24 protein-coding genes are annotated in these 25,490 nt (G+C 64.6%); 13 read left to right on the top strand and 11 right to left on the bottom strand.

Annotated elements, in window-relative coordinates; all coding sequences use genetic code 11:
* The first annotated feature begins 10 nt into the window (after nucleotides 1-10).
* Nucleotides 11-1,342 carry a trigger factor gene (tig, locus tag V7Q53_RS11345; RefSeq protein ID WP_333828660.1) on the top strand — a complete coding sequence of 444 codons (1,332 nt, stop codon included), beginning with the start codon at nucleotides 11-13 and terminating at the stop codon, nucleotides 1,340-1,342.
* Between the two features lie 68 nt (nucleotides 1,343-1,410).
* Here the strand turns inward: tig and V7Q53_RS11340 are convergent, their stop codons facing one another.
* The gene (locus V7Q53_RS11340) at nucleotides 1,411-2,322 is read right to left on the bottom strand and encodes an MBL fold metallo-hydrolase (protein ID WP_333828659.1); all 912 of its coding nucleotides are present in this window, start codon (nucleotides 2,320-2,322) and stop codon (nucleotides 1,411-1,413) included.
* Between the two features lie 55 nt (nucleotides 2,323-2,377).
* Here V7Q53_RS11340 and V7Q53_RS11335 point away from each other — a divergent pair, with 55 nt between their 5' ends.
* A complete protein-coding gene (locus tag V7Q53_RS11335; protein ID WP_333828658.1) occupies nucleotides 2,378-3,715 on the top strand; it encodes an ATP-binding protein in 1,338 nt (445 codons plus the stop codon).
* Between the two features lie 106 nt (nucleotides 3,716-3,821).
* Here the strand turns inward: V7Q53_RS11335 and V7Q53_RS11330 are convergent, their stop codons facing one another.
* Nucleotides 3,822-4,664 (bottom strand): AAA family ATPase, encoded by an 843-nt coding sequence (locus V7Q53_RS11330; protein ID WP_333828657.1) that lies wholly within the window; start codon nucleotides 4,662-4,664, stop codon nucleotides 3,822-3,824.
* Nucleotides 4,665-4,926: 262 nt separating this feature from the next.
* Here V7Q53_RS11330 and dksA point away from each other — a divergent pair, with 262 nt between their 5' ends.
* Both dksA and V7Q53_RS11320 read left to right on the top strand, forming a co-directional pair.
* Complete coding sequence (gene dksA, locus V7Q53_RS11325; RefSeq protein ID WP_333828683.1) at nucleotides 4,927-5,349, top strand: RNA polymerase-binding protein DksA; 423 nt, start codon at nucleotides 4,927-4,929, stop codon at nucleotides 5,347-5,349.
* Nucleotides 5,350-5,479: 130 nt separating this feature from the next.
* On the top strand, nucleotides 5,480-6,664 hold the full coding sequence (locus V7Q53_RS11320) for an FAD-dependent monooxygenase (RefSeq protein ID WP_333828656.1): 1,185 nt from the start codon (nucleotides 5,480-5,482) through the stop codon (nucleotides 6,662-6,664).
* 72 nt (nucleotides 6,665-6,736) lie between these two features.
* Here the strand turns inward: V7Q53_RS11320 and tgt are convergent, their stop codons facing one another.
* Entirely contained in the window at nucleotides 6,737-7,861 is a 1,125-nt protein-coding gene (tgt, locus tag V7Q53_RS11315) for a tRNA guanosine(34) transglycosylase Tgt (RefSeq protein WP_333828655.1), read from the bottom strand.
* 141 nt (nucleotides 7,862-8,002) lie between these two features.
* On the opposite strand from tgt, the gene V7Q53_RS11310 reads away from it, so the two are divergent.
* The 3 genes from V7Q53_RS11310 (at nucleotide 8,003) to tpiA (ending at nucleotide 9,647) form a co-directional block, all read left to right on the top strand.
* On the top strand, nucleotides 8,003-8,359 hold the full coding sequence (locus V7Q53_RS11310; protein ID WP_333828654.1) for an SUF system Fe-S cluster assembly protein: 357 nt from the start codon (nucleotides 8,003-8,005) through the stop codon (nucleotides 8,357-8,359).
* Between the two features lie 39 nt (nucleotides 8,360-8,398).
* On the top strand, nucleotides 8,399-8,797 hold the full coding sequence (locus V7Q53_RS11305) for a HesB/IscA family protein (protein ID WP_333828653.1): 399 nt from the start codon (nucleotides 8,399-8,401) through the stop codon (nucleotides 8,795-8,797).
* A 109-nt stretch (nucleotides 8,798-8,906) separates the two neighbouring features.
* A complete protein-coding gene (gene tpiA / locus V7Q53_RS11300) occupies nucleotides 8,907-9,647 on the top strand; it encodes a triose-phosphate isomerase (RefSeq protein ID WP_333828652.1) in 741 nt (246 codons plus the stop codon).
* A 20-nt stretch (nucleotides 9,648-9,667) separates the two neighbouring features.
* On the opposite strand, the gene V7Q53_RS11295 is transcribed toward tpiA, so the two are convergent.
* Nucleotides 9,668-10,228 (bottom strand): helix-turn-helix domain-containing protein, encoded by a 561-nt coding sequence (locus tag V7Q53_RS11295; protein ID WP_333828651.1) that lies wholly within the window; start codon nucleotides 10,226-10,228, stop codon nucleotides 9,668-9,670.
* 98 nt (nucleotides 10,229-10,326) lie between these two features.
* On the opposite strand from V7Q53_RS11295, the gene lepA reads away from it, so the two are divergent.
* Nucleotides 10,327-12,126, top strand: a complete 1,800-nt coding sequence (lepA, locus tag V7Q53_RS11290; protein ID WP_333828650.1) for a translation elongation factor 4 — start codon at nucleotides 10,327-10,329, stop codon at nucleotides 12,124-12,126.
* 113 nt (nucleotides 12,127-12,239) lie between these two features.
* On the opposite strand, the gene tdh is transcribed toward lepA, so the two are convergent.
* From tdh to V7Q53_RS11270, 4 genes are all read right to left on the bottom strand, one after another.
* Nucleotides 12,240-13,265 carry an L-threonine 3-dehydrogenase gene (gene tdh / locus V7Q53_RS11285; RefSeq protein ID WP_333828682.1) on the bottom strand — a complete coding sequence of 342 codons (1,026 nt, stop codon included), beginning with the start codon at nucleotides 13,263-13,265 and terminating at the stop codon, nucleotides 12,240-12,242.
* Nucleotides 13,266-13,273: 8 nt separating this feature from the next.
* Nucleotides 13,274-14,458 carry a glycine C-acetyltransferase gene (locus V7Q53_RS11280; protein ID WP_333828649.1) on the bottom strand — a complete coding sequence of 395 codons (1,185 nt, stop codon included), beginning with the start codon at nucleotides 14,456-14,458 and terminating at the stop codon, nucleotides 13,274-13,276.
* 102 nt (nucleotides 14,459-14,560) lie between these two features.
* Nucleotides 14,561-15,856, bottom strand: a complete 1,296-nt coding sequence (locus V7Q53_RS11275; RefSeq protein WP_333828648.1) for an HlyC/CorC family transporter — start codon at nucleotides 15,854-15,856, stop codon at nucleotides 14,561-14,563.
* Between the two features lie 169 nt (nucleotides 15,857-16,025).
* Complete coding sequence (locus tag V7Q53_RS11270; protein WP_333828647.1) at nucleotides 16,026-16,595, bottom strand: YcbK family protein; 570 nt, start codon at nucleotides 16,593-16,595, stop codon at nucleotides 16,026-16,028.
* Nucleotides 16,596-17,130: 535 nt separating this feature from the next.
* Here V7Q53_RS11270 and V7Q53_RS11265 point away from each other — a divergent pair.
* From V7Q53_RS11265 to V7Q53_RS11250, 4 genes are read left to right on the top strand one after another with little or no spacing between them, the layout of a single operon-like run.
* The gene (locus tag V7Q53_RS11265; protein WP_333828646.1) at nucleotides 17,131-18,768 is read left to right on the top strand and encodes a L,D-transpeptidase family protein; all 1,638 of its coding nucleotides are present in this window, start codon (nucleotides 17,131-17,133) and stop codon (nucleotides 18,766-18,768) included.
* 51 nt (nucleotides 18,769-18,819) lie between these two features.
* The gene (locus V7Q53_RS11260) at nucleotides 18,820-19,935 is read left to right on the top strand and encodes a UDP-3-O-(3-hydroxymyristoyl)glucosamine N-acyltransferase (protein WP_333828645.1); all 1,116 of its coding nucleotides are present in this window, start codon (nucleotides 18,820-18,822) and stop codon (nucleotides 19,933-19,935) included.
* 10 nt (nucleotides 19,936-19,945) lie between these two features.
* Nucleotides 19,946-20,233 (top strand): acyl carrier protein, encoded by a 288-nt coding sequence (locus tag V7Q53_RS11255; protein ID WP_333828644.1) that lies wholly within the window; start codon nucleotides 19,946-19,948, stop codon nucleotides 20,231-20,233.
* 6 nt (nucleotides 20,234-20,239) lie between these two features.
* Complete coding sequence (locus tag V7Q53_RS11250; RefSeq protein WP_333828643.1) at nucleotides 20,240-21,448, top strand: beta-ketoacyl-[acyl-carrier-protein] synthase family protein; 1,209 nt, start codon at nucleotides 20,240-20,242, stop codon at nucleotides 21,446-21,448.
* Nucleotides 21,449-21,470: 22 nt separating this feature from the next.
* On the opposite strand, the gene V7Q53_RS11245 is transcribed toward V7Q53_RS11250, so the two are convergent.
* Together V7Q53_RS11245 and V7Q53_RS11240 are read right to left on the bottom strand one after the other, a co-directional pair.
* Complete coding sequence (locus V7Q53_RS11245; protein ID WP_333828642.1) at nucleotides 21,471-22,187, bottom strand: FkbM family methyltransferase; 717 nt, start codon at nucleotides 22,185-22,187, stop codon at nucleotides 21,471-21,473.
* A gap of 116 nt (nucleotides 22,188-22,303) precedes the next feature.
* Complete coding sequence (locus V7Q53_RS11240) at nucleotides 22,304-22,906, bottom strand: invasion associated locus B family protein (protein ID WP_333828641.1); 603 nt, start codon at nucleotides 22,904-22,906, stop codon at nucleotides 22,304-22,306.
* A 449-nt stretch (nucleotides 22,907-23,355) separates the two neighbouring features.
* Here V7Q53_RS11240 and V7Q53_RS11235 point away from each other — a divergent pair, with 449 nt between their 5' ends.
* On the top strand, nucleotides 23,356-24,915 hold the full coding sequence (locus V7Q53_RS11235) for a helicase HerA-like domain-containing protein (RefSeq protein ID WP_333828640.1): 1,560 nt from the start codon (nucleotides 23,356-23,358) through the stop codon (nucleotides 24,913-24,915).
* A 142-nt stretch (nucleotides 24,916-25,057) separates the two neighbouring features.
* Here V7Q53_RS11235 and V7Q53_RS11230 read toward each other — a convergent pair whose 3' ends face one another.
* Nucleotides 25,058-25,345, bottom strand: a complete 288-nt coding sequence (locus V7Q53_RS11230; RefSeq protein WP_442954431.1) for an ArsR/SmtB family transcription factor — start codon at nucleotides 25,343-25,345, stop codon at nucleotides 25,058-25,060.
* Nucleotides 25,346-25,490: the final 145 nt, after the last annotated feature.

Here is a 25,490-nt window from a genome sequence, read left to right as displayed (position 1 = left end):
GGAAGACAATATGCAGGTCACCGAGACCCTGAATGAAGGCCTCAAGCGCGGCTATACGATCACTGTCAGCGCCGCCGAGCTTGAAGCGAAGGTGAATGAAAAGCTCACCGAGGCTCAGCCCGACGTCGAGATGAAGGGCTTTCGCAAGGGCAAGGTGCCGATGGCGATGCTGAAGAAGCAGTTCGGCGAACGGCTTCTGGGCGAAGCGATGCAGGAATCGGTTGATGCGGCGATGCAGTCGCACTTTGAAGCCAGCGGCGACCGCCCGGCCATGCAGCCCAAGGTAGAGATGCAGAGCGGCGAGGCGTGGAAAGAAGGCGATGATGTCATCGTCGACATGAGCTATGAAGCGCTGCCCGCCATCGAAGAGCCCGATTTCGCGGCGCTGGCGCTGGACCGTCTGGTCGTCAAGGCCGACGAAGCCGCGGTGACTGAGGCGCTGGAGAATCTGGCGAAATCCGCCCAGAACTTTGCCACCAAGGAAGGTGCTGCGGAAAACGGCGATCAGGTCGTGTTTGACTTCACCGGCCGCACCGACGGTGAGGTGTTCGAGGGCGGCACTGCCACCGACTTCCCGCTGGTGCTGGGTTCGGGCCAGTTCATCCCCGGCTTTGAAGAGCAGCTGGTCGGCGCCAAAGCCGGTGATGCGCGTGATGTGACGGTGACCTTCCCCGCCGAATACGGCGCGGCGCATCTGGCCGGCAAGGAAGCGGTCTTTGAATGCGCCATCAAAGAGGTGAAAGCCCCTGAAGCGGCCACCATCGACGATGAAATGGCCAAAGGCTATGGCGCCGAAAGCCTTGATGCGCTGAAAACCCAGATCGGTGAGCGCCTGGAAGCCGAATACGCCCAGGCCGCCCGCGCGATCATGAAGCGCTCGCTTCTGGACATGCTGGATGAGAAGGTCTCCTTTGACCTGCCGCCCAGCCTTGTCGATGCCGAGGCCGCGCAGATCGCGCACCAGCTCTGGCATGACGAACACCCCGAAGTGCAGGGCCATGACCACCCTGAGATCGAAACCACCGACGAGCACCGCAAACTGGCTGCCCGCCGCGTGAAACTGGGCCTGCTGCTGGCCGAAGTGGGCCGCAAGGCCGAGGTTGAGGTGACCGATGCCGAAATGACCCAGGCCGTTCTGGCGCAGGCGCGTCAGTATCCGGGGCAGGAGCGTCAGTTCTTCGAATTCGTGCAGCAGAACCCGCAGATGCAGCAGCAACTGCGCGCGCCGATCTTTGAAGACAAGGTCGTTGACCTGATCGTCGCCAAGCTGGCGCTGAACGAGCGCGAAGTGTCGAAAGACGATCTGCAAAAGGCGCTTGAAGCGCTCGAAAACGAAGCCTGATCCGGCAGGACGGCTTTACTCTTTCAGACACCCCCCGGGCGCACCGGGGGGTGTTTTTTTATGCGCGCTTACCGGGCAGCTGAAATCCGGCAGTCCAGCCCGGCGGGGCCGTCAAAGCCGATCAGGCCGCGCCCCTCCAGATCAATCAGATGCGCGAGCACATTGCGCGCGGCGACCGGAAGCACGGCGGGCGGCACATCGGTATAGACGGCGGCGGTGATGGCCTGCGCATCACCCGCGCCCGCGTTGATTGCGTCCAGAATGGCGCGCTCCCGCCCCAGCCGGTGCGCCCGCAGCGCGGCGATGCGGGCGGGGCCGTCGGCAACCGGGGCGCCGTGGCCGGGGTAAAGGCGCGTGGGCCCCAGCGCCTCCAGCCGGTCAAGGCTGGCCATGAAATCGGTCAGGTCACCATCGGGCGGCGAGACAAGGCTGGGCGCCCAGCCCATCACCTGATCGCCCGAGAACAGCGCCTGCCCCCAGAGAAAAGACAGATGGTTGCCCAGATGGCCGGGCGTGTGCAGCGCGCGCAGGGTCAGCCCGCCGACATCCATCTCCGCCCCGTCGGCAAGGTATTCGTCGGGGGCGAAGGCGCTGTCGATCCCTTCGCCGCCGCCGATCGGCTGCCCGGCCAGCGCCTGCATCCGCACCGACCGTCCGGCCGCCGAATCGCCATAGGCCAGAACCGGCGCGCCGGTGGCTTCGGCCAGCGGGCGGGCGGCGGGGGAATGGTCCAGATGCGAATGGCTGACAAGGATCTGCGCGATATGTTCCCCCGGCGCCAGCGCGTCCAGAATGGCCTGCAGATGCGCGGCGCTGGCCGGGCCGGGGTCAATCAGGGTGACCGCGCCTTCGCCCAGCAGCCAGGTATTCGTGCCGCGCTCAGTCATCGGCGAGGGGTTCGGCGCCAGCATCATGCGCAGCCCTTCTTCAACGGCATACACAATGCCGGGTTGCGGAGAAAAGCTGGGGGTCTGGTTCACGGCGGGCCTCGTCAAGGTCTGGGGTTGGGGATAAGGTAAACACATGTTGGCCCGGATGCTCAAATCGATAATGCCGCGCAGGCTGTATTGGCGCGCCGCGCTGATCCTTTTTGTGCCGGTCGTGTCGATCCTGCTGGTGGTCTCGGTCCTGTTCATCCAGCGTCATTATGAGGGCGTGACGCGCCAGATGACCGGAAATTTCGCCCGCACCGCTGAGTATATCCGCGGCCAGATCGAAAGCCAGCCGGACAGCGCCCGCGCCTCGGAAAGGGCCGCCGAGCTGGCGCAGGCCTTCGGCATCGGCCTGACCCTGTATCAGGCGCCCGCCCCGGAACTGACCCCAGACCCCATCGCCTTTTATGATCTCAACAGCCGCATCGTGCAGGCCCAGCTTCATGAAGTGCTTGACGGCGTGACCTTTGCCGGGGTGATCGGGGGCATCGTCTGGCTGCGGCTGGAAAGCGGGCAGGGGCTGCTGGAAATGACCTTTCCGCTGGGTCAGGTATCGGCGCGCAACCCGCATCAGCTTCTGGTGGTGATGCTGTTCAGCGGCTGCCTGATGTCGCTGATCGCCTTTCTGTTCCTGAAAAACCAGATGCGCCCGATCCGCCGGCTCGCTGATGCGGCCGAGGCCTTCGGGCGGGGCCAGATCAAACCTTACCACCCCTCGGGCGCAACCGAGGTGCGCGCCGCCGGCTATGCCTTTATCCAGATGCGCCGCCGGATCGAGCATTACATCGATCAGCGCACGCTGATGCTTTCCGGGGTCAGCCATGACCTGCGCACCCCGCTGACACGGATGCGGCTGGGCCTGTCGATGCTTGACCATGAGCCCGAGGCGCGCGCGCTGGTCAGCGATGTGCGGCAGATGGAGGCGCTGATCGACCGGTTCCTTGAATTCGCCCGCGCCGATGTGGCCGAGGAATCGCGCCCGGTCGATCTGCGCGCGCTGGTGAGCGAGAAGGCGGGCCGGGCCGGTCCGGAAATCCGCCTCGGGGCGGGGCTGCACGCGGCGCCGCTGATGCTGATGCTGCGCCCTGAGCTGTTCTCGCGCGCGCTGGACAATGTGCTGAGCAACGCCCTGCGCTACGCGACGCGCGCCGAGCTGCGGATCATTGAGGATGACAGCACCATAACCGTGATCATCGAGGATGACGGGCCGGGGATCGCCCAGAAACAGCGCATCGAAGCGGTCAAACCCTTCGTCCGCCTAGACGCCGCCCGTGGCGCCAGCGGCGCTGCCGCTGGGGCCGGGCTGGGGCTGGCGATCGTGGCCGATGCGCTGCGCAGCCACGGCGGGCGCCTTCGGCTGGAACAGGGGCAGACCCCGGGCCTGTCCGGGCTGGAGGCGCATCTGGTGCTGCCTGCCTCGTTGCGCGTGAAACCGGGCTGACGCGCGGGGCGGCCGGCATCGCGCCTGGCCCCTGTCTCATCTACTCATAAATATCCCGGGGGAGTCCCTTCTGCGCAGCAGAAGGGGCGGGGGCAGCGCCCCCGTTTCAGCGTCCCTGACGCCGGGCCATGAAGGCGAGGCGTTCGAACAGGTGCACATCTTGTTCGTTCTTCAGCAATGCCCCGTGCAGTTTCGGCAGCGCATTAACCCCGTCGCGCTTCAGATCTTCAGGCCCCAGATCTTCGGCCAGCAGCAGCTTCAGCCAGTCCAGCATCTCGCTGGTCGAGGGCTTTTTCTTCAGCCCCGGCGTTTCGCGCAGCTCGAAAAACTGGGTCAGGGCGGTGCTCAGCAGCCCCTCCTTGATCCTGGGGAAGTGCACCCGGACGATCTGCGACAGCGTGTCGGCATCGGGGAAGCGGATGAAGTGGAAAAAGCAGCGGCGCAGGAACGCGTCGGGCAGTTCCTTTTCATTGTTCGAGGTGATGATGACCACCGGGCGATGGCGCGCGCGCACCGTTTCGCCGGTCTCATAGACGAAGAACTCCATCCGGTCGAGTTCCTGCAACAGGTCGTTGGGGAACTCGATATCGGCCTTGTCGACTTCGTCAATCAGCAGCACCACCTTTTCATCGGCGTCAAAGGCCTGCCACAGCTTTCCCTTGCGGATATAGTTGCGCACATCCGCGACGCGCTCTTCGCCCAGCTGGCTGTCACGCAACCGGCTGACCGCATCATATTCGTAAAGCCCCTGCTGCGCGCGGGTGGTCGATTTCACGTTCCACTCGATGATCTTCATGCCCAGTGCATCGGCGACCTGACGCGCCAGCTCGGTCTTGCCGGTGCCCGGCTCACCCTTGACCAGAAGCGGGCGCTCCAGCGTCACGGCGGCATTCACCGCCATCGTCAGATCATCGGTGGCGATATAGGTCTCGGTCGAAGAGAAGCGCATGCGGTAAGTTCCTCGGACAGGGGCCAGTGCGGCAGCCGGGCGAAACCTATCGTGCAGCGCAGCGGGCTTCAAGGCCGCCTGCGGCACGGGTTTTGCGCCGCTCCCGGACAGGCAGCGCCTGATCACTGTTCGGGCGCGATTATCCTCGTGACAATCCCGGTGCCTTGAAGTAAAGCGGCCACGCGAGGGAGCCCGGATGACCGCAGCGAAGCAACCCATTGATTCAGATGCCGTCCGCCCCGGGCAAACAGGGGAAGTGCAGATGAAGCCCGAAGTTTTTCTACCAGACGATTATCGCCCAGCCGAAGACGAGCCGTTCATGAGCGAGCGTCAGCTCGAATATTTCCGCCGCAAGCTTCTGGCCTGGAAAGAAGAGATTCTCAGTGGCAGCAAAGAGACCCTCGCGGGGCTCGCCAGCGGTTCGCGCAACCTGCCCGATATTGCCGACCGCGCGTCAGAAGAGACGGATCGCGCGCTTGAGCTGCGCACCCGTGACCGCCAGCGCAAACTGGTCGCCAAGATCGACTCTGCGCTACGGCGGATCGAGAACGGCGAGTTTGGCTATTGCGATGTGACGGGTGAGCCGATCTCGCTCAGGCGCCTTGATGCCCGCCCCATCGCAACCATGACGCTTGAAGCGCAGGAACGCCACGAGCGCAGCGAGCGCGTTCACCGCGACGACTGACGCCCTTCGCCACGGGTAAGGACAAGGGGCACGGAAAACGCCCCCTTGCACAAAACGCCCTCCTTGCCCGGCGCAGGCCCCGCACCGGGCCCGCCCTGATCGCGGGTGGCCCTTTTCAGCGACCCCGCCCATGCCCCGCGTCTCCCTGACCCCGCTGCCGCTTGCTGACCGCCCCGCCCTGATCCTCGGGGGCGGTGTGGCGGGGCTGGCGGCGGGCCTCGCCTTGCGCCGCCTTGGGGCGGATGCTGAGGTGCTTGAACAATCCCCGGAAATCCGTGAGGTCGGCGCGGGGCTTCAGATCAGCCCAAACGGCACCCGGGTGTTGCGCGCGCTGGGGCTGGAGCCTGCCGACTTTGCCACCCGCACCCTGGCGATTGAGTTGCGCGATGCGCGCGGCAGGTTGGTCACACGGATGGCGCCCCCCGCCGAGCCCGGCTTTTTCCTGATCCACCGCGCCGATCTGATTGAGGCGCTTGCCGAAGGGTTCCGGCAGGCGGGCGGCAAGGTCCGGCTTGCGACGCAGGTGGCCGCCGTCTCGCTGCATACGGGCGGCGCGCGGGTGGAGACCACCGGCGGCACCGTGCTGGAAACACCGCTTCTGATCGGCGCCGACGGGCTGCATTCTCAGACCCGCGCTGCCCTGAACCTTCCCGCGCCGCCGTTCTTCACCGGGCAGGTTGCCTGGCGCGCGACCATTCCCGGCGACGGTGGGCCGCCGGTGGCGCAGGTCTTCATGGGGCCGGGGCGGCATCTTGTCAGCTATCCGCTGCGTGGCGGGGCTTTGCGCAACATCGTCGCCGTCGAGGAACGCCGGGAATGGGCCGCCGAAGGGTGGCATCATCGCGATGCGCCCGGAAACCTGCGCACGGCCTTCGCGGGTTTTGGCGGGCCGGTGCCGGAATGGCTGGAGGCGGTGAGCGCGCCGTTCCTCTGGGGTCTTTTCCGCCACCCGGTTGCCGCGCAGTGGCAGGACGGGCAGGGCAGGGCGGCGCTGCTGGGTGATGCGGCGCATCCGACCTTGCCCTTCATGGCACAGGGCGCCGTTCTGGCGCTGGAAGATGCATGGGTTCTGGCGCAGAGCCTTGCTGCCAGCCCCACGGACCCCGCCGCCGCGCTGAACCGCTACCAGCAGATCCGCGCGCCCCGCGCCCGCGCCGTGGTCGCAGCGGCGAACGGCAATGCGCGCGCCTACCATCTGCGCGCGCCGCTCGCACCTCTCGCCCATGCCCTGCTGCGACTGGGTGACCGTGTGGCACCCGGCCTGCCTTTCCGGCGCTATGCATGGGTGCATGACCACGATGTGACCGCCCCCTGAAGATCCCGTTCCGGCGGCGGAACGCCTTCAGCGGCGCTTGCCCGGGTCCGGGGCTTGCCGCCGCGTGTCGCTCTAGAGTGGTTCGATATCGCCCCCGGCCCTGAGCGCGTGGAAATCCGCCACGAAACCCGCCAGCCGCCCTTCGGCGATCGCCGCCCGCAGGCCTGCCATCAGTTCCTGATAATAATGCAGGTTGTGCCAGGTCAGCAGCATCGAGCTAATGATCTCGTCGGCCTTGATCACATGGTGCAGATAGGCGCGCGAGTAATTGCGGCAGGCGGGGCAGGTGCAGGCCTCATCCAGCGGGCGCGGGTCATCGCGGTGGCGGGCGTTGCGCAGGTTGACCGCGCCGCGCCGGGTCCAGGCCTGCCCGGTGCGCCCGGAGCGTGAGGGCAGCACGCAATCCATCATGTCGATCCCGCGCTCGACCGCGCCCACAATGTCATCGGGCTTGCCCACGCCCATCAGGTAGCGCGGCTTGTCGGCAGGCAGGAAGCCGGGCGCATAATCAAGCACACCGAACATCGCCTCCTGCCCCTCACCCACAGCCAGCCCGCCCACGGCATAGCCATCGAAGCCGATATCAACCAGCGCCTTCGCGCTTTCTTCGCGCAGGGCAGGTGTCACGCCGCCCTGCATGATGCCGAACAGCGCATGCCCCGGCCGGTCGCCGAACGCTTCTTTCGAGCGCAAAGCCCATCGCATCGACAGCTGCATCGACCGCGCCACCGTCGCGTCATCGGCGGGCAGGGCGGGGCATTCGTCAAAGCACATCACGATATCGGAACCCAGCAGCCGCTGTATCTCCATCGACCGCTCAGGGGTCAGCATATGCTTTGATCCGTCGATATGGCTGGAAAAACGCACACCCTCTTCGCTGAGCTTGCGCAGGCTGGCCAGTGACATCACCTGAAAGCCGCCCGAATCCGTCAGGATCGGGCGCTCCCAGTTCATGAAACGGTGCAGGCCCCCCAGCGCCGCAATCCGCTCGGCGGTGGGGCGCAGCATCAGGTGATAGGTGTTGCCCAGCAGGATATCGGCCCCGGTGGCGCGCACGCTTTCGGGCATCATCGCCTTGACGGTGCCTGCCGTGCCGACCGGCATGAACGCGGGCGTGCGGATATCGCCGCGCGGGGTGCGGATCACCCCGCTGCGTGCCGCGCCATCGGTTGCCTGAAGGTCGAATTCGATACGCATCTCGCCTGTCCCTGTTCAAGCCGGTCTACATGCCGGGCCTTCCATGCGGTATTCCGCACAAAAAGCCAAGCCGCCCCCCACTGGACGCAGTGCCATAAATTCTTATATAAAAACTCGACAAACGCTTCAGGCGAGCCAGACATGAACAGCGAACTGCCAGAGGGTGCGCCCCTCATCCGTCCATCGACCACCGATCACCCGCTCTATGAGAATGTGGTCGAAGCCTGCAAGACCGTGTATGACCCGGAAATTCCGGTGAATATCTACGATCTGGGGCTGATCTATACCATCGGCATCTCTCCTGAGAATGCCGTGGACATTACCATGACCCTCACCGCCCCCGGCTGCCCGGTGGCGGGCGAGATGCCCGGCTGGGTTGCCGATGCTGTCAATGCGGTGGCGGGTGTCAAGCAGGTCGATGTTGAAATGACATTTGAACCCCAGTGGGGCATGGACATGATGTCTGACGAGGCGCGGCTTGAACTGGGCTTCATGTAAGGCCTGCGCCCGAAACGCCCCCCGAACCAAGGAAAACCCATGTTCGCCATTCCCGGCAAATCACCCGTTACCCTGACCCCTGCCGCCGAGCGCCATATCGCCCGGCTGATGGATAAACAGGGCAAAAAGGGGCTGCGCATCGGCGTCAAGAAGGGCGGCTGCGCGGGCATGGAATACACGATGGATTTCGCCGATACGGTGGAGCCACATGAAGAGGTGATTGAGCAGGGCACGGCGCGGGTGATCATCGCACCCATGGCGCAGATGTTCCTTTTCGGCACCGAGATTGATTATGAGACCGGCCTTCTGGAAAGCGGCTTCAAGTTCCGCAACCCTAACGTGTCGGAGGCCTGCGGCTGCGGCGAATCGATCAAGTTCGATGATGTTGAAACCCTGAGCGCGCGTTTCAGCGCGGCGGCTTCGCGCGCGGCGGAATGACCGCCGGGCGCTGAGCGTGGCGATTGTTGGCCCCGGCGCGGCTCAAGGTTTGCCCCCGGCGCGCGGCTTCGCTATCACGGGAGGGCGCGCCACAAGGAGGCCCTCATTCATGCCGCAACCTCGCAAGATCGCTGCCGGAAACTGGAAGATGCACGGGTTGGGCGAAAGCCTGTCCGAGGCCCGCGCGCTGGCTGCTGCCCATACGGCGCCGGGCGTTGACATCCTTCTCTGCCCGCCCGCCACACTTCTTTCCCGGCTGAGCGAGGCTCTGGCAGGCAGCGCCGTGGCTACGGGCGGTCAGGATTGCCATACGGCAGCGAAGGGCGCGCATACCGGCGATATCGCAGCAGCGATGCTGGCGGATGCAGGCGCGCGCTATGTCATTCTGGGCCACTCTGAGCGTCGCGCCGATCATGGCGAAACAAGCGCGCAGGTTGCAGCCAAGGCGCAGGCCGCCCATGCGGCAGGGCTGATCGCCATCATCTGCCTCGGCGAAACGCTCAGCGAGCGCGATGCGGGGCAGACGCTGGAAGTGGTGGGTGCGCAACTGAGCCAATCGCTGCCCGGGGGGGCGGACGCCGCCAATACGGTCATCGCCTATGAACCCGTCTGGGCAATCGGCACGGGGCACACCCCCGGCCTCGAGCAGATCGCCGAAGTGCACGGCTTCCTGCGCGCCGGGCTCCCGGATCCGGCCATCCCGCTGCTGTACGGCGGCTCGGTCAATGCGGGCAATGCGGCGGCGATCTTTGCGATCAGCGATGTCGATGGCGCGCTGGTGGGCGGGGCATCGCTGAAGGCGGCGGATTTCAGCCCTGTGGTGACGGCGCTGGAGAAATCGCTGCGCTGAGGCCCGGTGGGCCGGGGGGGTCAGCTGCCCTGAACGATCAGCAGCGCCCGCGCCGCACCCTCCACCGCCGCAATCCGGTGCGCACGGTCCGCACCGTAGCGCGCCGTGTCGCCCGGCCCCAGAACCGCGGTATCATCCCCCGAATCAAGGGCCAGCTGGCCGGCGATCACCGTCAGATGCTCCCGGCAGCCGGGGCTGTGTGCGGCGCTGTCCAGCACCCCTCCGGGCACGAAGACCAGCTCATACACCTCATGGCTGCCCACGCTTTCCGGCGGCGACAGAATGCGGATCGTCACGCCCACCCCCCGCACGGCAATCACCGGCGCGGCCTCGGCGCGGATCACATCAATGCCGCCCGCACCGCGCCCGGCCAGAAGCCCGGCGAAATCCACCTGCAGCGCCTGCGTCAGGTTCCACAGCGTGGCGACCGTGGGGCTTGATTCGCCGCGCTCGATCTGGCTGACCATCGAGCGGCTGACGCCTGACAGCCGCGCCACCGCCTCAAGGCTCAGCCCGCGCGCCTTGCGCGCCGCGCGCAGGGCTTCGGCCAGTTGTTCGACAATATCGGGGCGGGTATTCATGCCGCCATGTCACCCGCACGGGCCCCTTGCGTCAAGCACTGTGCGACAGACGACGCATCCCCATTGACCGCCCCGCGATTCCTGCTCATATGCCCCCCATGACCGAGCTCGACAAAATCCGCAATTTCTCCATCGTGGCGCATATTGACCACGGTAAATCCACGCTGGCCGACCGGCTGATCCAGCTGACCGGCACTGTCGCCGCGCGCGACATGAAGGCCCAGATGCTGGACAGTATGGATATCGAGCGCGAGCGCGGTATCACCATCAAGGCCAACACCGTGCGGATCGAGTATCCGGCGAAGGATGGCCACACCTATATCCTCAACCTGATCGACACGCCGGGCCATGTGGACTTCGCCTATGAGGTCTCGCGCTCGATGCGTGCGGTCGAGGGCTCGCTTCTGGTGGTCGATGCCTCACAAGGGGTTGAGGCGCAGACGCTGGCCAATGTCTATCAGGCGCTCGACGCCGGGCATGAGATTGTGCCGGTTCTCAACAAGATCGACCTGCCCGCCGCCGAACCCGATCAGGTGCGCGCCCAGATCGAGGATGTGATCGGCCTTGATGCCTCGGACGCCGTGCTGATCTCGGCCAAGTCCGGCCTTGGCATCCCCGAGGTGCTGGAGGCCATCGTAACCCGCCTTCCCGCGCCCAAGGGCGAGCGCAACGCGCCGCTGAAGGCGATGCTGGTCGACAGCTGGTATGACGCCTATCTGGGCGTTGTGGTGATGATCCGCGTGATGGACGGGGTCATCAAGAAGGGCGAGCGCATCAAGATGATGCAGACCGGTGCGGTCTACGGGATCGACACGCTGGCGGTTCTCAAGCCCCAGATGGTCGCGATCCCCGAACTGGGGCCGGGCGAGATCGGGGTTTTCACCGCCTCGATCAAGCAGGTGCGTGATACCCGCGTGGGCGACACGATCACCCATGAAAAGAAGGGCTGCGAAAAGGCGCTTCCCGGATTCAAACCCGCGCAGCCGGTGGTGTTCTGCGGCCTCTTTCCGGTCGATGCCAATGATTTTGAGGCCCTGCGCGAGGCGATTGAAAAGCTGGCGCTCAATGATGCCTCCTTCAGCTATGAGATGGAAACCTCGGCCGCCCTGGGCTTCGGCTTCCGCTGCGGGTTTCTGGGGCTTCTGCATCTGGAAGTCATCCGCGACCGGCTTGAGCGTGAATATGACCTTGACCTGATCACCACCGCCCCCTCGGTGGTGTACCGCATCCACATGCGCGACGGCTCCATCGAAGAGCTGCACAACCCCGCCGACATGCCCGACCTGACGTATGTCGACCATATCGAAGAGCCCCGCATCAAGGCCACGATCATGGTGCCCGATGAATATCTGGGCGATGTGCTGAAACTGTGCCAGGACCGTCGCGGCATCCAGCTTGAACTGACCTATGCGGGCAGCCGCGCGATGGTGGTGTATGATCTTCCCCTCAACGAAGTGGTGTTCGATTTCTATGATCGCCTGAAATCGGTAACCAAGGGTTACGCCAGTTTCGATTACCAGATCACCGACTACCGCGAGGATACGCTGGTCAAGATGTCGCTGCTGGTCAATGACGAGCCGGTCGATGCGCTGGCGATGATGGTGCACCGCGACCGGGCCGAGATGCGCGGGCGGGCGATGTGCGAAAAGCTCAAGGACCTGATCCCGCGCCACATGTTCAAGATCCCGATTCAGGCCGCCATCGGTGGCCGGGTGATCGCGCGCGAAACCATCGCCGCCTTGCGCAAGGATGTGACGGCAAAATGCTATGGCGGCGATGTGACGCGCAAAAAGAAGCTTCTGGAAAAGCAGAAGGCTGGCAAGAAGAAGATGCGCCAGTTCGGCAAGGTCGAAATCCCGCAGCAGGCCTTCATCTCGGCCCTGAAGATGGACAACTGACCGCCCTCCGCCGCGCGCGCCCCGGTTGCCGGGCCGCGCGGCCCCTGCTTCATCTGTTCAAAAATATCCCGGGGGAGTCACCCGAAGGGTGGCGGGGGCAGAGCCCCCTTTCTTCAGCACCAGTCCAGCACGATCTTGCCGCTGGCCCCGGCGCGCATGATCTCAAACCCCTTCGCATAGTCAGCCACCGGCAGGCGGTGGGTGATCACCCGGCGCACATCCAGCCCGTTTTCCAGCATGGCGATCATCTTGTACCATGTCTCGAAAATCTCGCGGCCATAGACCCCTTTGATCGTGATTGCCTTGAAGACGATGCGCGACCAGTCCACCGGCGATTTGCCCGGCGGAATGCCCAGAAGCGCGATGCGCCCGCCCATCACCATCGCCTCGACCATCTGGTCCAGCGCGGCCTGGTTTCCGGACATCTCCAGCCCCACATCGAAACCCTGCACCATCTTAAGCCGGGGCATCACGGCGCGCAGATCTTCCTCGGCAACATTCACCGGCACCACATCCGCCACCTGCGCGGCCAGTTCCAGCCGCGCCGGGTTGATATCCGTGATTACCACATGGCGCGCACCGGCGTGGCGGGCGACGGCGGCGGCCATGATGCCGATCGGTCCGGCGCCGGTGATCAGGACATCCTCGCCCAGCAGGTCAAACGACAGCGCGGTATGCACGGCATTGCCCAGCGGGTCCAGAATGGCGCCGATCTCATCATCGATGCTGTCGGGCAGGAGGACCACGTTGAAAGCGGGCAGGCGGAGGTACTCGGCAAAGGCGCCGGGCTCGTTTACGCCGATGCCGCGCGTCGTCGGGTCCAGATGAAAGCGGCCGGAGCGTGACTGGCGTGAGGTCTTGCCGATCAGATGCCCCTCGCCCGAGCAGCGCTGCCCCAGTGCCAAACCCTCAACCTGCGCGCCCATCGCCACGATCTCGCCCGCGAATTCGTGGCCGGTGATCAGCCCCACTGGGACGGTGCGCTGCGCCCAGTCGTCCCAGTTCCAGATATGGATATCGGTGCCGCAGATGCCGGTTTTTCGGATCTTGATCAGCACATCCTCGGGGCCGATCTCCGGCACCGGGCGTTCCTCCTGCCAAAGCCCCGGCGTGGCCTGCGCCTTGACCAGCGCTTTCATGGTCTTCATCACAGCACCCCGCAGTCGCGCCCGGCGCGTGAAAAGGCATCCAGCGCGCTGTCCAGATCATCCCGGGTCAGGGCGGCATTCATCTGGGTGCGGATCCGGGCCTGACCGCGTGGCACCACCGGGAAGAAAAAGCCCGATACATACACCCCCAGCTCGAACAGCCGGGCCGCCATCGCCTGCGCCTTATGCGCATCGCCCAGCATCACCGGGATGATCGGATGTTCACCGGGCAGCAGGGTGAAGCCGGCGCTTTCCAGCCCGGCGCGCCAATAGGCGGTATTGTCGAACAGCTGCGCGCGCAGGTCATCGCCTGCCTCGACCAGATCAAGCGCGGCCAGCGCGGCGCCCAGCACGGCGGGCGGCAGTGCGTTCGAGAACAGATAGGGCCGGGCGCGCTGGCGAAGCAGGTCCACCACCGGCTGCGGCCCGGCGATATAACCCCCCAGCGCACCCCCCAGCGCCTTGCCCAGGGTACCGGTCAGGATATCGGCGCGCAGGCCGAAATGAGCGGGCGTGCCGCGCCCCTGTGGCCCCATGAAGCCGGTTGCATGGCAATCATCGACCATCACGAGCGCGCCATACTGATCTGCCAGCGCCCGGATTTCCGGCAGTTTCGCCAGCGTGCCATCCATGGAAAACACGCCATCCGTGGCGATCATGATGAAGCGCGCGCCCTCGGCACGGGCCTTTTGCAGTTGGGCTTCCAGATCACCCATGTCGGACGTGGCGTAGCGGTAGCGTCGGGCCTTGCACAGGCGGATGCCGTCGATGATGCTGGCATGGTTCAGCGCGTCCGAGATGACGGCATCTTCGGGGCCCAGAAGGGGTTCGAACAGCCCGCCATTGGCATCGAAACAGGCGGCAAAGAGGATCGCGTCCTCCATCCTCAGAAACCGCGCCAGCCGCGATTCCAGTGCCAGATGCAGATCCTGCGTGCCGCAGATGAAGCGTACCGAGGCCATGCCAAAGCCATGCTCCTCCATCGCGGCACCGGCGGCGGCGATCAGCGCGGGATGGTTGGCAAGGCCCAGATAGTTGTTGGCACAGAGGTTTATCACCTGCTGGCCGTTCACCTGCACATGCGCGCCCTGCGGCGAACGGATCGCGCGCTCGGACTTCAGGAGGCCCTCGGTGCGGAGGGTTTCCAGTTCATTTTTCAGATGGTCCAGAAACTCAATGGTCATGCCGCCCCTCCTGTTTTGGGTAGCATGCACCAAGGTGGCGCGTTCTGTCAATATGACGGAATAAATTCCGTTATATTGGCGGATTCGTGCGCGAAGACGGCATTACATCTCGCGGATGCGCAGGCGGGTCAGGCGGTTTTCGCTGCGTTCGACAACGACGAAGCGGAAGCCGTGGAAATGGAAAATCTGCCCGGCCTCGGGGATCATCTGCGCCTCGTGCATTACCAGTCCGGCCACGGTATTGGCCTCTTCATCCGGCAGCGACCAGTCCATGGCGCGGTTGACATCGCGGATGGTCATCCCGCCGTCAATCTCGATCGAGCCATCGTCCAGACGGATGATCGGGTCCGGGATGTCTTCGTCATGCTCATCGACGATCTCGCCGACGATCTCTTCCAGAATATCCTCCAGCGTGATCAGCCCAAGCAGCGCACCATACTCGTCGATCACCAGCCCGAAATGCCGCCGCTGCCGCAGAAACTGGCGCATCTGCTCATCCAGAGGGGTGGTTTCCGGCACGAAATAGGGCTCACGCGCGACCGAGGTCAGGTCAAGCGCGGCAACGGCTGAATATTCGCCGCCGTTCTCGGTAATCAGGCGATGCACCTCGCGCATCAGATCGCGCGAATGGATCACGCCGATGATGTTCTCAGGGTCATCCTTCCACGCGGGCAGGCGACTGTGCGTGGAATTCACGCATTGGGCGATGATCTCTTCCAGCGGGGCGTCGATATTGATGGTTTCAATCTGGCTTCGGTGCAGCATGATCTCTTCGACGGTGCGGTGCCCCAGATCCAGCGCGCCCAGCAGGCGGTCGCGGTCTTCCTTCTGCACGGTGCCTTCGGAATGGCCAAGGGCCAGCGCGCCCGCGATCTCTTCATGATAGGAGAGGACCGCGCCGTCAGGGTCGGTCTTGACGCCGAAAAGGGCCAGCAGGCCGCGCACCAGCATCCGCACCGCCGCCACGACCGGCGAGAAAAGAACAATCACCACCCGGATCGGCGGAGCCACCTTGGAGGCGGCGAATTCAGGGTTGGTGATCGCATAGGTCTTTGGCAGAACTTCGGCAAAGATCAGCACCATGAAGGTCATTACCAGGGTCGCCAGCGCCACGCCGGAATCGCCGAAAATCCGGGTGAACAGCGCTGTCGCCAGCGAGGCGGCCAGAATATTGACCAGATTGTTGCCCAGAAGCACCGCGCCGATCAGCCTTTCGCTGTCTTCGGTAATCTCCAGCGCCGTTTCCGCCCCCTTGGAGCCCTTGTCCGCCTGCGCCCGCAGCTTGCCGCGCGACGAGGCGGTCAGTGCCGTTTCACTGCCGGAAAAGAAGCCGGACATCAGAAGCAGCGCGAGGATCGCGCCGACGGTGAGCCAAAGAGAAGTGTCTAGATTTTCCATGAATCCTTACCGGATGAGGACGGAACCATCAGTATGAAGAGTGCGTTTATATCTGCAAGGCCGTGATACAGCCAACGGCGCAGTCTTGCGAGGGTGCGTATGTGAAAAAGCCCCGGGCCAGAAGGCGCCGGGGCAGGGTGGGATCGATGAGTGTCTTGAAAAGGTGCCTTCAGGCACCCCAGGAACGTACGGGCCCGCAATCCATATGCGTGAAGTCCGAGCGCGAATAACGGCCCACACCACCAGCCGAACAGGCGATGGCTGCCTGCGCGACCTGACGCACGGTGCGCGAGCGCAGACGAAGGTCGGCGGCCTGCCCGACGAGATGGCGCGAATTCTGCGCGACCCCACCGGAATTGCGGCGCAGCATGGCGTTGGTTTCCGGTGAGCGATACCCCGACAGCAGCATATACGGCTCATCAACGCGCAGCAGGCTGTGCGCGGCGGCCATGATATCAACGGCGCGGGTGTCGATTCGATGGGCGCGGTTGTTGCGCCAGTCGCGGAAGAAATGATTGATCTCGGTCAGCGCCTCGGGGATGTAATCACCATCAACCCAATAGATCGTGTCAAGCCTTTCGCCGGTGCGGCCCGAATACATCTTGATGCGGCGGATGTCGCCTGCGCCCCGGTTAAAGGCGAAAGCATTGGCGAAAGTCGGTGCTGCTGTCACCGCGGAAGCCGCGAAAATGCCCAGTAGCGCACGCCGGGAAAACCCGGGGAGGTCATTTTTTGTCATAGGTCTTTCTGTCCCATCCCAGTATTGCTCGTATCTGCCTTCAATGGCGGCCGCTTTTAAGTAACGACCTGCCGCTTTGTTCTTGCCTGAAACACGTCACACTTTGTGCCGGTGCCGTGTGTCAGACTTGAAATGTGAGGAATTTTTTCCTTCTGCGGATTTTATGCCACAAAGTTGCCAGATGCCCAAGCGTTGAATCCTCCGGTCGCTGCACGAGGCGCCATTATCGGCGAGTTTTTGCTGAAATTGTCTTAACGCTGAATCTTCAGTTTAAAAATCAATGGCTTGCCGACCGTAGTTCTGGGTTTATCGCCGCGAATCAGCACTTTGTTCCTCAGTCTCCTCCTCCAAGATGACGATTTTGTCGCAGGTGATGCTTTCGTCCCACAACGCTCTGATATCCTGTCATCTGTCGTGATTGTGAATCGACGTGAGTTTCGCAATCCTATGTCATAAGCAGGAATCCGCGCATCACTGGTGCGGAGCCGGGCGCTGCACCGTCAGCGGCGCCCGCGCAAGAATCAAGGGGACAGACATGTTTGCATTTCAGCGTGGTTTCGGTCGGAAGCTTCGCCTGCTCACATTGGCCGGCGCGACGGCGCTTGGCGTGGTGAGCGTTCTTCCTGTGGCCGGGATCATGCTGTCTGCGCAACCTGCTCAGGCCCAGCAGTTTCCCGCCTTTCGTCAGGCGCTGGCCGAAGGTGTGTCGGACAACAGGGGCCTGTCGGCATTCTACCGGGAAACCGGCTATGAGCCGGTCTGGACCGGGGCTGAGCATTCCGCGCGTCGCACGGCGCTTGTGTCCGCCCTCTCGCGCGCGACCGAGCATGGCCTGCCGGCGCAGCGTTATGATCTGCCGGGCCTGCTGAACGCCTTCCAGAACGTCGAAAGCGAGCGCGACCGCGGCTTTGCCGAGGCGCTGGCCAGCATCACCTTCGTGCAGTTCGCGCGCGACATTTCCAGCGGCGTGCTGGAGCCCTCGACGATCATCGAACAGATCGTGCGTGTGCTGCCCCGCCCTGATCCGACCCGGCTGATGCATGATTTCGCCAGCGCCGAACCCGTCAGCTTCATCCGCAATCTCGCCCCCCATGCGCCCGAATACGCGCGCCTGTTCCATGCCAAACGCGCACTGGAAGCCCAGATCGCGCGGGGTGGGTGGGGCGCGCAGGTGCCCAATGCCGGGCTTCAGCCGGGCCAGACCGGCAATGCGGTTATTGCGCTCAGAAATCGTCTGATTGAAATGGGTTACATGCCGCGCCTTGCCACGGCAAGCTATGACGGAGAGATGCAGCGCGCGGTTCAGCAGTTCCAGATTGCCCACGGGATCGAGGCCGACGGAATTGCGGGAAACACCACAATCACCGCCATCAATGTCGAACCGGAGGTGCGCCTGCGCTCGATCCTTGTGGCGCTGGAGCGTGAGCGCTGGCTGAATATCGAGCGCGGCGACCGGCATATCTGGGTCAATCTCGCCGATTTTCACACCCAGATCGTCGATTTCGATCAGGTGACCTTTGAAACCGTCTCGGTGGTGGGCGCCCAGAGCTCTGACATGCAGACGCCGGAATTTTCCGACCATATGCAGTATCTTGAAATCAACCCGGACTGGACCCTGCCGCGTTCGATCGTGGCGCGCAGCTACTGGAACGGGCTGGCGGCGGGCGGGCATTCCTACCTGCAGCTGATCGATTCGCGTGGTCGTGTGGTCCCGCGTGAGGCGGTTGATTTCTCGCGCTATACGCCGCGCAACTTTCCCTTCGAGGTGCGCCAGCCGCCCGGCCCGTCAAACCCCCTGGGCCGGGTCAAGTTCATGTTCCCCAACCAATACGCGATCTATCTGCATGACAGCCCGGCGCGCTCGCTGTTCCGCACCACGGTGCGCACCCATTCGTCGGGCTGCGTTCGCCTGAACGACCCGGAAGAATTCGCCTATGAGCTGCTTTCGCGGCAGACCGACGACCCGGTGACGCTGTATCAGCGCATCCTGCGCTCGGGCCAGCAGACACGGCTGAACCTTGATGTGCCGGTGCCGGTGCATCTGGTCTATCGCACGGCCTTCACTTCGGTCACCGGCGAGATCAACTATCGCAACGATGTCTATGGCCGCGACGGCCGCCTTTATGACGCGCTGCGCCGCGCCGGGGTGGAAATGAGCGCGCATCAAAGCTAAACGGGTGTGGCGCGGCGCAACCTGCCGCGCCCAGACCCGGAGTTGCCTACGATGCCCCATAGCCTGACCGATATCGCCGCCGCACTGGGCGCCAGGCTTGAGGGAAGGGGCGATCTGATTGTCATCTCTGCCGCCGAACCCGCCATGGCCGGGCCAGATTCGCTGGCCCTTGCGATGGACCCCAAATATGCCGAAGGGCTGGTGCAGGGCGGTGCCCGCGCCGCCGTTCTGTGGGAGGGGGCGGACTGGCGCGTGCTGGGGCTTGAGGCCGCGCTTTTCGTGCCGCGCCCGCGCTTTGCCATGGCAGGGCTGACCCGCATTCTGGACCCCGGCCCGGGCATTGCCCCCGGCATTCACCCCAGCGCCGTGATCGACCCGTCCGCGCAGATCGGCGAAGGCGTGGCGATCGGTCCTTTCGTGGTGATCGAGGCGGGCGCACAGATCGGGGCGGGCAGCCGCATCGGCGCGCAATGCTTCATCGGGGCCGGCGCGGTGCTTGGCGAGGATTGCCTGCTGCTGCCGGGGGTGCGCATCGGGGCGCGGGTCCGTATCGGGGCGCGGTTCCTCGGGCATTTCAACGCGGTTGTCGGCGGCGACGGGTTTTCCTTCGTCACGCCTGACAAATCGACCGTCGAGGCGGCGCGGGAGACGCTGGGCACCGCCGGTGAGGCGGCCATCGCCGCGCAAAGCTGGACACGCATTCACTCGCTCGGCGCGGTCGAGATCGGCGCGGATGTCGAACTGGGCACTAACAGCGCCATCGACCGGGGCACCATCCGCGACACGCGGATCGGGCGTGGTACCAAGATAGACAATCTTGTCCAGATCGGACACAATGTGGTGGTGGGTGAGGATTGTCTGATCTGTGGTCAGGTTGGTATCGCCGGGTCAGCCCGTATCGGGAACCGTGTGGTGCTGGGCGGCAAGGTCGGGGTAAGCGACAATATCTTCGTGGGCGATGATGTTGTTGCGGGCGGTTCCACCAAAATCTATTCAAACGCGCCTGCCGGGCGGATGCTGCTGGGCTCTCCGGCGATGCGGATGGATAACCAGATCGAACTTTACAAGGCGCAGCGCCGTCTTCCCCGGCTTCTGGCGCAGGTGAGCGAGCTTCAGAAAACCGTCAAACAACTTGTGGATACTCTGGCGGAGAGCAAAAACCGATAGAGGCGAGAGCATGGGCCATATGCGCCACGACATCACCACCGATCTGCACACCCGCGTTCTGGATATTCTGGCCGGTCAGGCCCTGTGTGCGCCACGCGATATTGCCCCCGGGGCAACGCTGGAAGGCCTTGGCATCGACTCGCTGGGTCAGGCGGAGATCATCTTTGCCATCGAGGAAGCCTTTGACGTGACGGTGCCATTCAACGCGAACACGCCGCAGGCTTCGGGCTTTGATCTGAGCACGGTGCAGGGCATTCTTGCCGGGGTTGAGGCGCTGGTGCGCGCGCGCCGGGGCTGAGGGCGCATGCACCGGGTTGTGATTACCGGGGCGGGGACCGTCAACGCCCTTGCGGCGGATGTTTCAGGCACGCTGGAGGGGTTCCGCGCGGGCCGCGTGGCGATCGGTGCACTGGATTTCCCTGAGGTGGAGCGCCTGTCGGTGCGGATCGGTGCGCAGATCCATGACTGGGACGGGGGCGCGCGGCACAGCCGCTCAGAGCTGGCGCTGTATGACCGGGTGACCCAGTTCGCCCTGGAAAGCGCGCGTCAGGCGATGGAACAGTCGGGGCTGGAGGTCAGCGAGGCGCTGGCGCTGGCATCGGGCGTGGTGCTGGGCACCGGGGCCGGGGGCTATAACACCATCGACGAAAGCTACCGGGCGGTGCATGCGCAGGGCAAGAACCGGGTGCATCCCTTCACCATTCCACGCCTGATGCACAATGCCGCCGCCGCGCATATCGCCATTCGCTATGGCCTCAAGGGGCCTGCCTTCACGGTTTCCACCGCCTGCGCCTCAAGCAACCATGCGATGGGGCTGGCGTTTCAGATGGTGCGTTCGGGCGCGGCGCGGGCCATGCTGACCGGCGGGGCCGAGGCGACGCTGTGTTTTGGCGGGATCAAGGCATGGGAAGGGCTGCGCGTGATGTCGCCCGATGGCTGCCGCCCGTTCTGTGCCACCCGCAACGGCATGGTGCAGGGCGAGGGGGCGGCGGTTTTCCTGTTCGAGGAATACGAGCATGCGCGCGCGCGCGGGGCCGAGGTGCTGGCCGAAGTGGCGGGGTTTTCCATGACCTCGGACGCGGGCGATATTGTCATGCCCGACCGCGACGGGGCTGCGCGCGCCATGCGCGGGGCGCTGGCCGATGCGGGGCTGGCGCCGGAGGCCATCGGCTATGTCAACGCCCACGGCACCGCCACCGCCGGCAATGACCGGGTGGAGGCCGCAGCACTGGCTGAGGTTTTCGGCCCCTCGTTTGCGCGGCTGCCGGTCTCTTCCACCAAATCGATGCACGGCCATCTGATCGGTGCCACCAGCGCGGTAGAACTGCTGGCCGCGATCATGGCGCTGCGTGACGGGGTAATCGCGCCCACCATGGGCTTTGAGCGCGCCGATCCCGACTGCCCCCTGGACGTGGTGCCGAACGAGGCGCGGCAGGCGCGGGTATCGGCGGTTCTGTCGAATGCCTTTGCCTTCGGCGGGATGAACGCCTGTATGGTTCTGCGCGCGATCTGAGTCTGGGTTCAGGCGTTACGCGCTATTCCTGTGCGGCGAAGAACAGGTTCTGGTTATGGCTCGCAATCTCGCGGTAGCCATAATCGGCGGCAAGGCGTTGCATCACCGGCTCTTGCATGAAATCGGCGGGGCCGTGGGCCTCCAGCACCAGCAGGGGGCGGCAGCGGGCGATGGTCGCCGCCGCGCCTTCCAGCGCGGCCATTTCATGGCCTTCGATATCCAGCTGGATCATCCCCACCGTCGCGCTGCCGGTGTGGCTGTCGATCGTGTGAATGTCGATCTCGTCAAAGCGTGCCTGCGCTGAGCCCGCCCGCTGCTCCATCACGCGAGAGCCGCCGCCAAGGGGCTGGCCGTTGTCATTATGGGTTTTGACGGACAGGCGTGCGCTGCTGGCACCCAAGCCCCCCCTGATCAACCGGCAGTTGGACAGAGTGTTGATGGCGCAGGTGACCGTGGCGCAGGCGAAATTCACCGGGTTGGGCTCAAAACTCAGGACACCGGCCTCGCGCGCGGCGGCAAGGCGCGACAGGAAGGGCAGGAAATCTCCGAAATAAGCCCCGGCGGTGACGATATCGCCGCCGGTATAGAGTTTTTCAATCGCTGCCAGTGTGGCCGGTTCCCAGACCATGCCGCGCATGACCGTCATGGCGCAGGGGCGGTGCATGGATTCCTGCGGCACGCAATACTGGCCCAGCCGGTTGCGCGCGATGAAGAACTGCAGTTGCTGACCGGTTGCCATGATGCCCGCCTGTTCCTGCCCTGCCCATTCTGTTCCGGCTGACCGGGCCAGCGGCCCGGCCTGCCAGGAGGGGGCACCCGGCCCAGAAGGCCGGGTCGCCGCTTTCACCTGATGGATTATTCCGAGGCGGGCGCAGCCGTCAGGCGCGCCTGCAGATCGTCCAGCGCTGCCGTGAAGCCCAGAAGCGACACGCGGATATCAACCGGCTGATCGATGGCCACGAAGGGCGCGATGGTGATATTGCCATGCGAGCCGGTCTTCATCGCCTCGACTTCGGCGGCGCTGAAGCCGATCCGCGCGATGCAGCCGATCACGGCGCACATGCGGAACCCTTCGATGCGCATTTCCTCGGCATCACCGATGCTCCAGCCGATACCGGCGGGCAGGAAGGTTTCCAGCGGCGTGGTGATGGTCGCACCGGCAACAACGTCCTGCCCGGCGGGAAGCGCCGCGATGCTGATCTCGGCGATGGGCGATTCGCTCTCATCCGTAAGAAGCTGATACATTTCGCAGACTTCTGCGCCGCCCGCTTCGAAACGGGTGCAGAGGATCTCCCAGTCGCGGTGGGTTGCCACCAGATAGGGCTCACCCGGCTCCGGGGTGGCCTCGGGTGCGGTTTCCGTCGCCGCGTCGGTATCAGCGGCCTGTGCCAGTGCCATTTGCGGCAGGCTCAGCAAGGCGGTCAGGAAAGTGGTGCAAAGAACAGTGCGCAATGTCATGTGTCCGGCCTCAAGGAAGGAATGTTCCCTGTCCCTAGCACGAAGCGTTTGCGGTGTCAGCGCAAACCGGGGCCCCAAAAGTTGAAAAGGGCCCAGAATCTGGACCCTTTCCCTTTTTTTCTCCCTGTCGGACTGGCCGACTTATTGACCCAGACGCTATGTAGAAATCGCACACCCGTCAACAGAAAATAGCCTGTTTACCAAGGCGATGGCGCCCTTGGACAGGCAGTGTTCACAGGGTGCACGGCGGCTGTGCACAGGCGCATGAATGGCGGGCTTTGTGCAATTGCAGCATCCCGGAAATGCCTGAATTAACGGCGGGTTGGTGAACGGATAGGCGGGCTATGCCGCATCTGCAAACTGGCCCGCCCGCGCGTGACGCTGGCGAAGGGCGCGGGAATGGGCTTAGATGGGCTCAGGAAGCCGGACACGGGCACCAGGAGGGACGGATGGAGCAAGGCGAAGCGCTTTTCATTGGCGGCGGTGGCGAAGGCTATGGCGAGGCGCAATCGCTGCTCCTGCGATTCGCGAACCGGCACGGGCTGATCGCGGGCGCGACGGGTACCGGCAAGACCATCACCATGCAGATCATGGCCGAGGGGTTCAGCCGCGCCGGGGTGCCTGTGTTCCTGACCGATATCAAGGGCGATGTCGGCGGCATGGCCATTCCGGGCACACCGCGCGATGCGTTCACGCGCCGCGCCGAGACGATCGGGCTGGAGGATATCGGCTATGGGGCGATGCCGGTCACCTTCTGGGATATGTTCGGCGAACACGGCCACCCGGTGCGCGCCACCATCGCCGAGATGGGGCCGCTGCTGCTGTCGCGCATCCTTGAGCTGACCGACGCGCAGGAAGGGGTGATCAACGCCGCTTTCCGGCTGTCGGATGAAAACGGCTGGCCGATACTGGATCTTAAGGATCTGCAGGCGATGCTGGTGTTTCTGGGTGAGAATCAGCGCGAGCTGTCGCAGCGCTACGGGAATATCACCACGGCCTCGGTCGGGGCGATCCAGCGGCGGCTGATGGTGCTGGAAAATCAGGGCGCGGCGCAGTTTTTTGGCGAGCCGGCGCTGGATATCAACGATCTGATGCTGCGCACGCCTGAAGGGCAGGGGCGGGTGAACATCCTGCATGCCGAACGGCTGATGCGCACGCCACGGCTGTATGCGACCTTCCTGTTGTGGCTGCTGTCGCAACTGTTCGAGGAACTGCCCGAGGTTGGCGATGCGCCGCTGCCCAGGCTGGTGTTCTTTTTCGACGAGGCGCATCTGCTGTTCAACGGCGCACCCCGCGCGCTGGTGGAAAAAGTGGAGCGGGTGGCGCGGCTGATCCGGTCCAAGGGGGTGGGGGTCTATTTCATCACCCAGAACCCCGATGACGTGCCCGAGACGGTTCTGGCGCAGCTTGGAAACCGGGTGCAGCATGCGCTGCGGGCCTTCACGGCGCGCGATCAGCAGGCATTGCGCCGCGCCGCGCAGACCTACCGTCCCAATCCGCGCTTTTCGACCGAAGAGGCGATCCGCGATGTCGGCACCGGCGAGGCCGTCACGTCGTTTCTGGAGCCGCGCGGCGCGCCGGGTGTGGTGGAACGCACGCTGATCCGCCCGCCCTCATCCGCCATGGGGCCGATCGACGCGCCGATGCGCGCGCAGGTCATCGCCGCATCGCCGCTGGCCGGGAAATATGAGCAGGTGATCGACCGCGATTCGGCGCATGAAATGCTGGCGCGGCGCGCCGAGTCTGCGGCACAGGAAGCGGCGCACAACGAACCGGCGCAGGCGGGGCAGACCGATGAACCCGCGCGCGAATTCAATCAGGCGCGGCGCTATCAGCCACCGACGCCCCGTAGCGGCACCGTTGCAACCCGCCCGGCTTCTGCCAGCCGGGCTTCTTCCCGTGACACGCCGGTGGATGCTTTCGCCAAATCCTTCGCGCGGCAGCTGGGCACCCGTTCGGGGCAGGCGCTGGCACGGGGGGTGCTGGGAACGCTGTTTCGCGGGCGCTGAGGCGTTATTTGCCGCGTCGGCTTCATAGTGGCGCGGTGCCGGGAGGAAGGGCGCGCACGCGCCCCTCGGTCGCGCCCCCGGGCGTGGCGGTCACTTCATGGAAGGCAGGATGGGAAAACGTATCGGCGTATTTGAGCGAGCCTCAGGCATCGCCCTTGCAGAACATGTCATAGACCAGCGCAATCATCCGCGCCGCCTTGGGGTCACCGAGCGAGTAATAGATCGCCTTGCCCTCACGGCGGCAGTTCACCAGCCCCTCCAGCCGCAGCCGCGCCAGTTGCTGGCTGACCGCCGCCTGACGCGAGCCCAGCAGCATCTCCAACTCGGTCACCGATTTCTCGCCTGACGAGAGGTAGCACAGAATCAGAAGCCGCCCCTCATGCGCCAGCGCCTTCAGGAAATTCGACGCGGCCTGCGCCTGCGCGACCATGTCCTCAGCCGGGCGCAGGGCGCAGCTTTCACCGGCTTCGGTGGTGGCGGGGTCGGCAATGTCGATATCGTCGGTACCAGCAGGCATGAGGTCCTGAATCCCATTGATGCACGAATGCGAATGCTTGAGCCTTGCAAGATAGGGG

Source organism: Pararhodobacter sp. (assembly GCF_036802785.1).
Classification (GTDB): domain Bacteria; phylum Pseudomonadota; class Alphaproteobacteria; order Rhodobacterales; family Rhodobacteraceae; genus Pararhodobacter.
This window is presented reverse-complemented; position numbering and strand designations above follow the sequence as displayed.

What these genes read in the sequence shown, in the direction of transcription:
- V7Q53_RS11230 (WP_442954431.1), bottom strand. Translation starts at nt 25,345, where the DNA reads ATGGTCGCGCAGGCGCAGGCCGCGTCGAATTTCCTGAAGGCGCTGGCG.
- lepA (WP_333828650.1), top strand. Translation starts at nt 10,327, where the DNA reads ATGACCGAGCTCGACAAAATCCGCAATTTCTCCATCGTGGCGCATATT.
- V7Q53_RS11330 (WP_333828657.1), bottom strand. Translation starts at nt 4,664, where the DNA reads ATGCGCTTCTCTTCGACCGAGACCTATATCGCCACCGATGATCTGACG.
- V7Q53_RS11265 (WP_333828646.1), top strand. Translation starts at nt 17,131, where the DNA reads ATGTTTGCATTTCAGCGTGGTTTCGGTCGGAAGCTTCGCCTGCTCACA.
- V7Q53_RS11275 (WP_333828648.1), bottom strand. Translation starts at nt 15,856, where the DNA reads ATGGAAAATCTAGACACTTCTCTTTGGCTCACCGTCGGCGCGATCCTC.
- tdh (WP_333828682.1), bottom strand. Translation starts at nt 13,265, where the DNA reads ATGAAAGCGCTGGTCAAGGCGCAGGCCACGCCGGGGCTTTGGCAGGAG.
- V7Q53_RS11305 (WP_333828653.1), top strand. Translation starts at nt 8,399, where the DNA reads ATGTTCGCCATTCCCGGCAAATCACCCGTTACCCTGACCCCTGCCGCC.
- V7Q53_RS11235 (WP_333828640.1), top strand. Translation starts at nt 23,356, where the DNA reads ATGGAGCAAGGCGAAGCGCTTTTCATTGGCGGCGGTGGCGAAGGCTAT.
- tpiA (WP_333828652.1), top strand. Translation starts at nt 8,907, where the DNA reads ATGCCGCAACCTCGCAAGATCGCTGCCGGAAACTGGAAGATGCACGGG.
- V7Q53_RS11320 (WP_333828656.1), top strand. Translation starts at nt 5,480, where the DNA reads ATGCCCCGCGTCTCCCTGACCCCGCTGCCGCTTGCTGACCGCCCCGCC.
- V7Q53_RS11240 (WP_333828641.1), bottom strand. Translation starts at nt 22,906, where the DNA reads ATGACATTGCGCACTGTTCTTTGCACCACTTTCCTGACCGCCTTGCTG.
- V7Q53_RS11280 (WP_333828649.1), bottom strand. Translation starts at nt 14,458, where the DNA reads ATGACCATTGAGTTTCTGGACCATCTGAAAAATGAACTGGAAACCCTC.
- V7Q53_RS11255 (WP_333828644.1), top strand. Translation starts at nt 19,946, where the DNA reads ATGGGCCATATGCGCCACGACATCACCACCGATCTGCACACCCGCGTT.
- V7Q53_RS11310 (WP_333828654.1), top strand. Translation starts at nt 8,003, where the DNA reads ATGAACAGCGAACTGCCAGAGGGTGCGCCCCTCATCCGTCCATCGACC.
- V7Q53_RS11270 (WP_333828647.1), bottom strand. Translation starts at nt 16,595, where the DNA reads ATGACAAAAAATGACCTCCCCGGGTTTTCCCGGCGTGCGCTACTGGGC.
- dksA (WP_333828683.1), top strand. Translation starts at nt 4,927, where the DNA reads ATGAAGCCCGAAGTTTTTCTACCAGACGATTATCGCCCAGCCGAAGAC.
- tgt (WP_333828655.1), bottom strand. Translation starts at nt 7,861, where the DNA reads ATGCGTATCGAATTCGACCTTCAGGCAACCGATGGCGCGGCACGCAGC.
- tig (WP_333828660.1), top strand. Translation starts at nt 11, where the DNA reads ATGCAGGTCACCGAGACCCTGAATGAAGGCCTCAAGCGCGGCTATACG.
- V7Q53_RS11335 (WP_333828658.1), top strand. Translation starts at nt 2,378, where the DNA reads ATGCTCAAATCGATAATGCCGCGCAGGCTGTATTGGCGCGCCGCGCTG.
- V7Q53_RS11295 (WP_333828651.1), bottom strand. Translation starts at nt 10,228, where the DNA reads ATGAATACCCGCCCCGATATTGTCGAACAACTGGCCGAAGCCCTGCGC.
- V7Q53_RS11245 (WP_333828642.1), bottom strand. Translation starts at nt 22,187, where the DNA reads ATGGCAACCGGTCAGCAACTGCAGTTCTTCATCGCGCGCAACCGGCTG.
- V7Q53_RS11260 (WP_333828645.1), top strand. Translation starts at nt 18,820, where the DNA reads ATGCCCCATAGCCTGACCGATATCGCCGCCGCACTGGGCGCCAGGCTT.
- V7Q53_RS11250 (WP_333828643.1), top strand. Translation starts at nt 20,240, where the DNA reads ATGCACCGGGTTGTGATTACCGGGGCGGGGACCGTCAACGCCCTTGCG.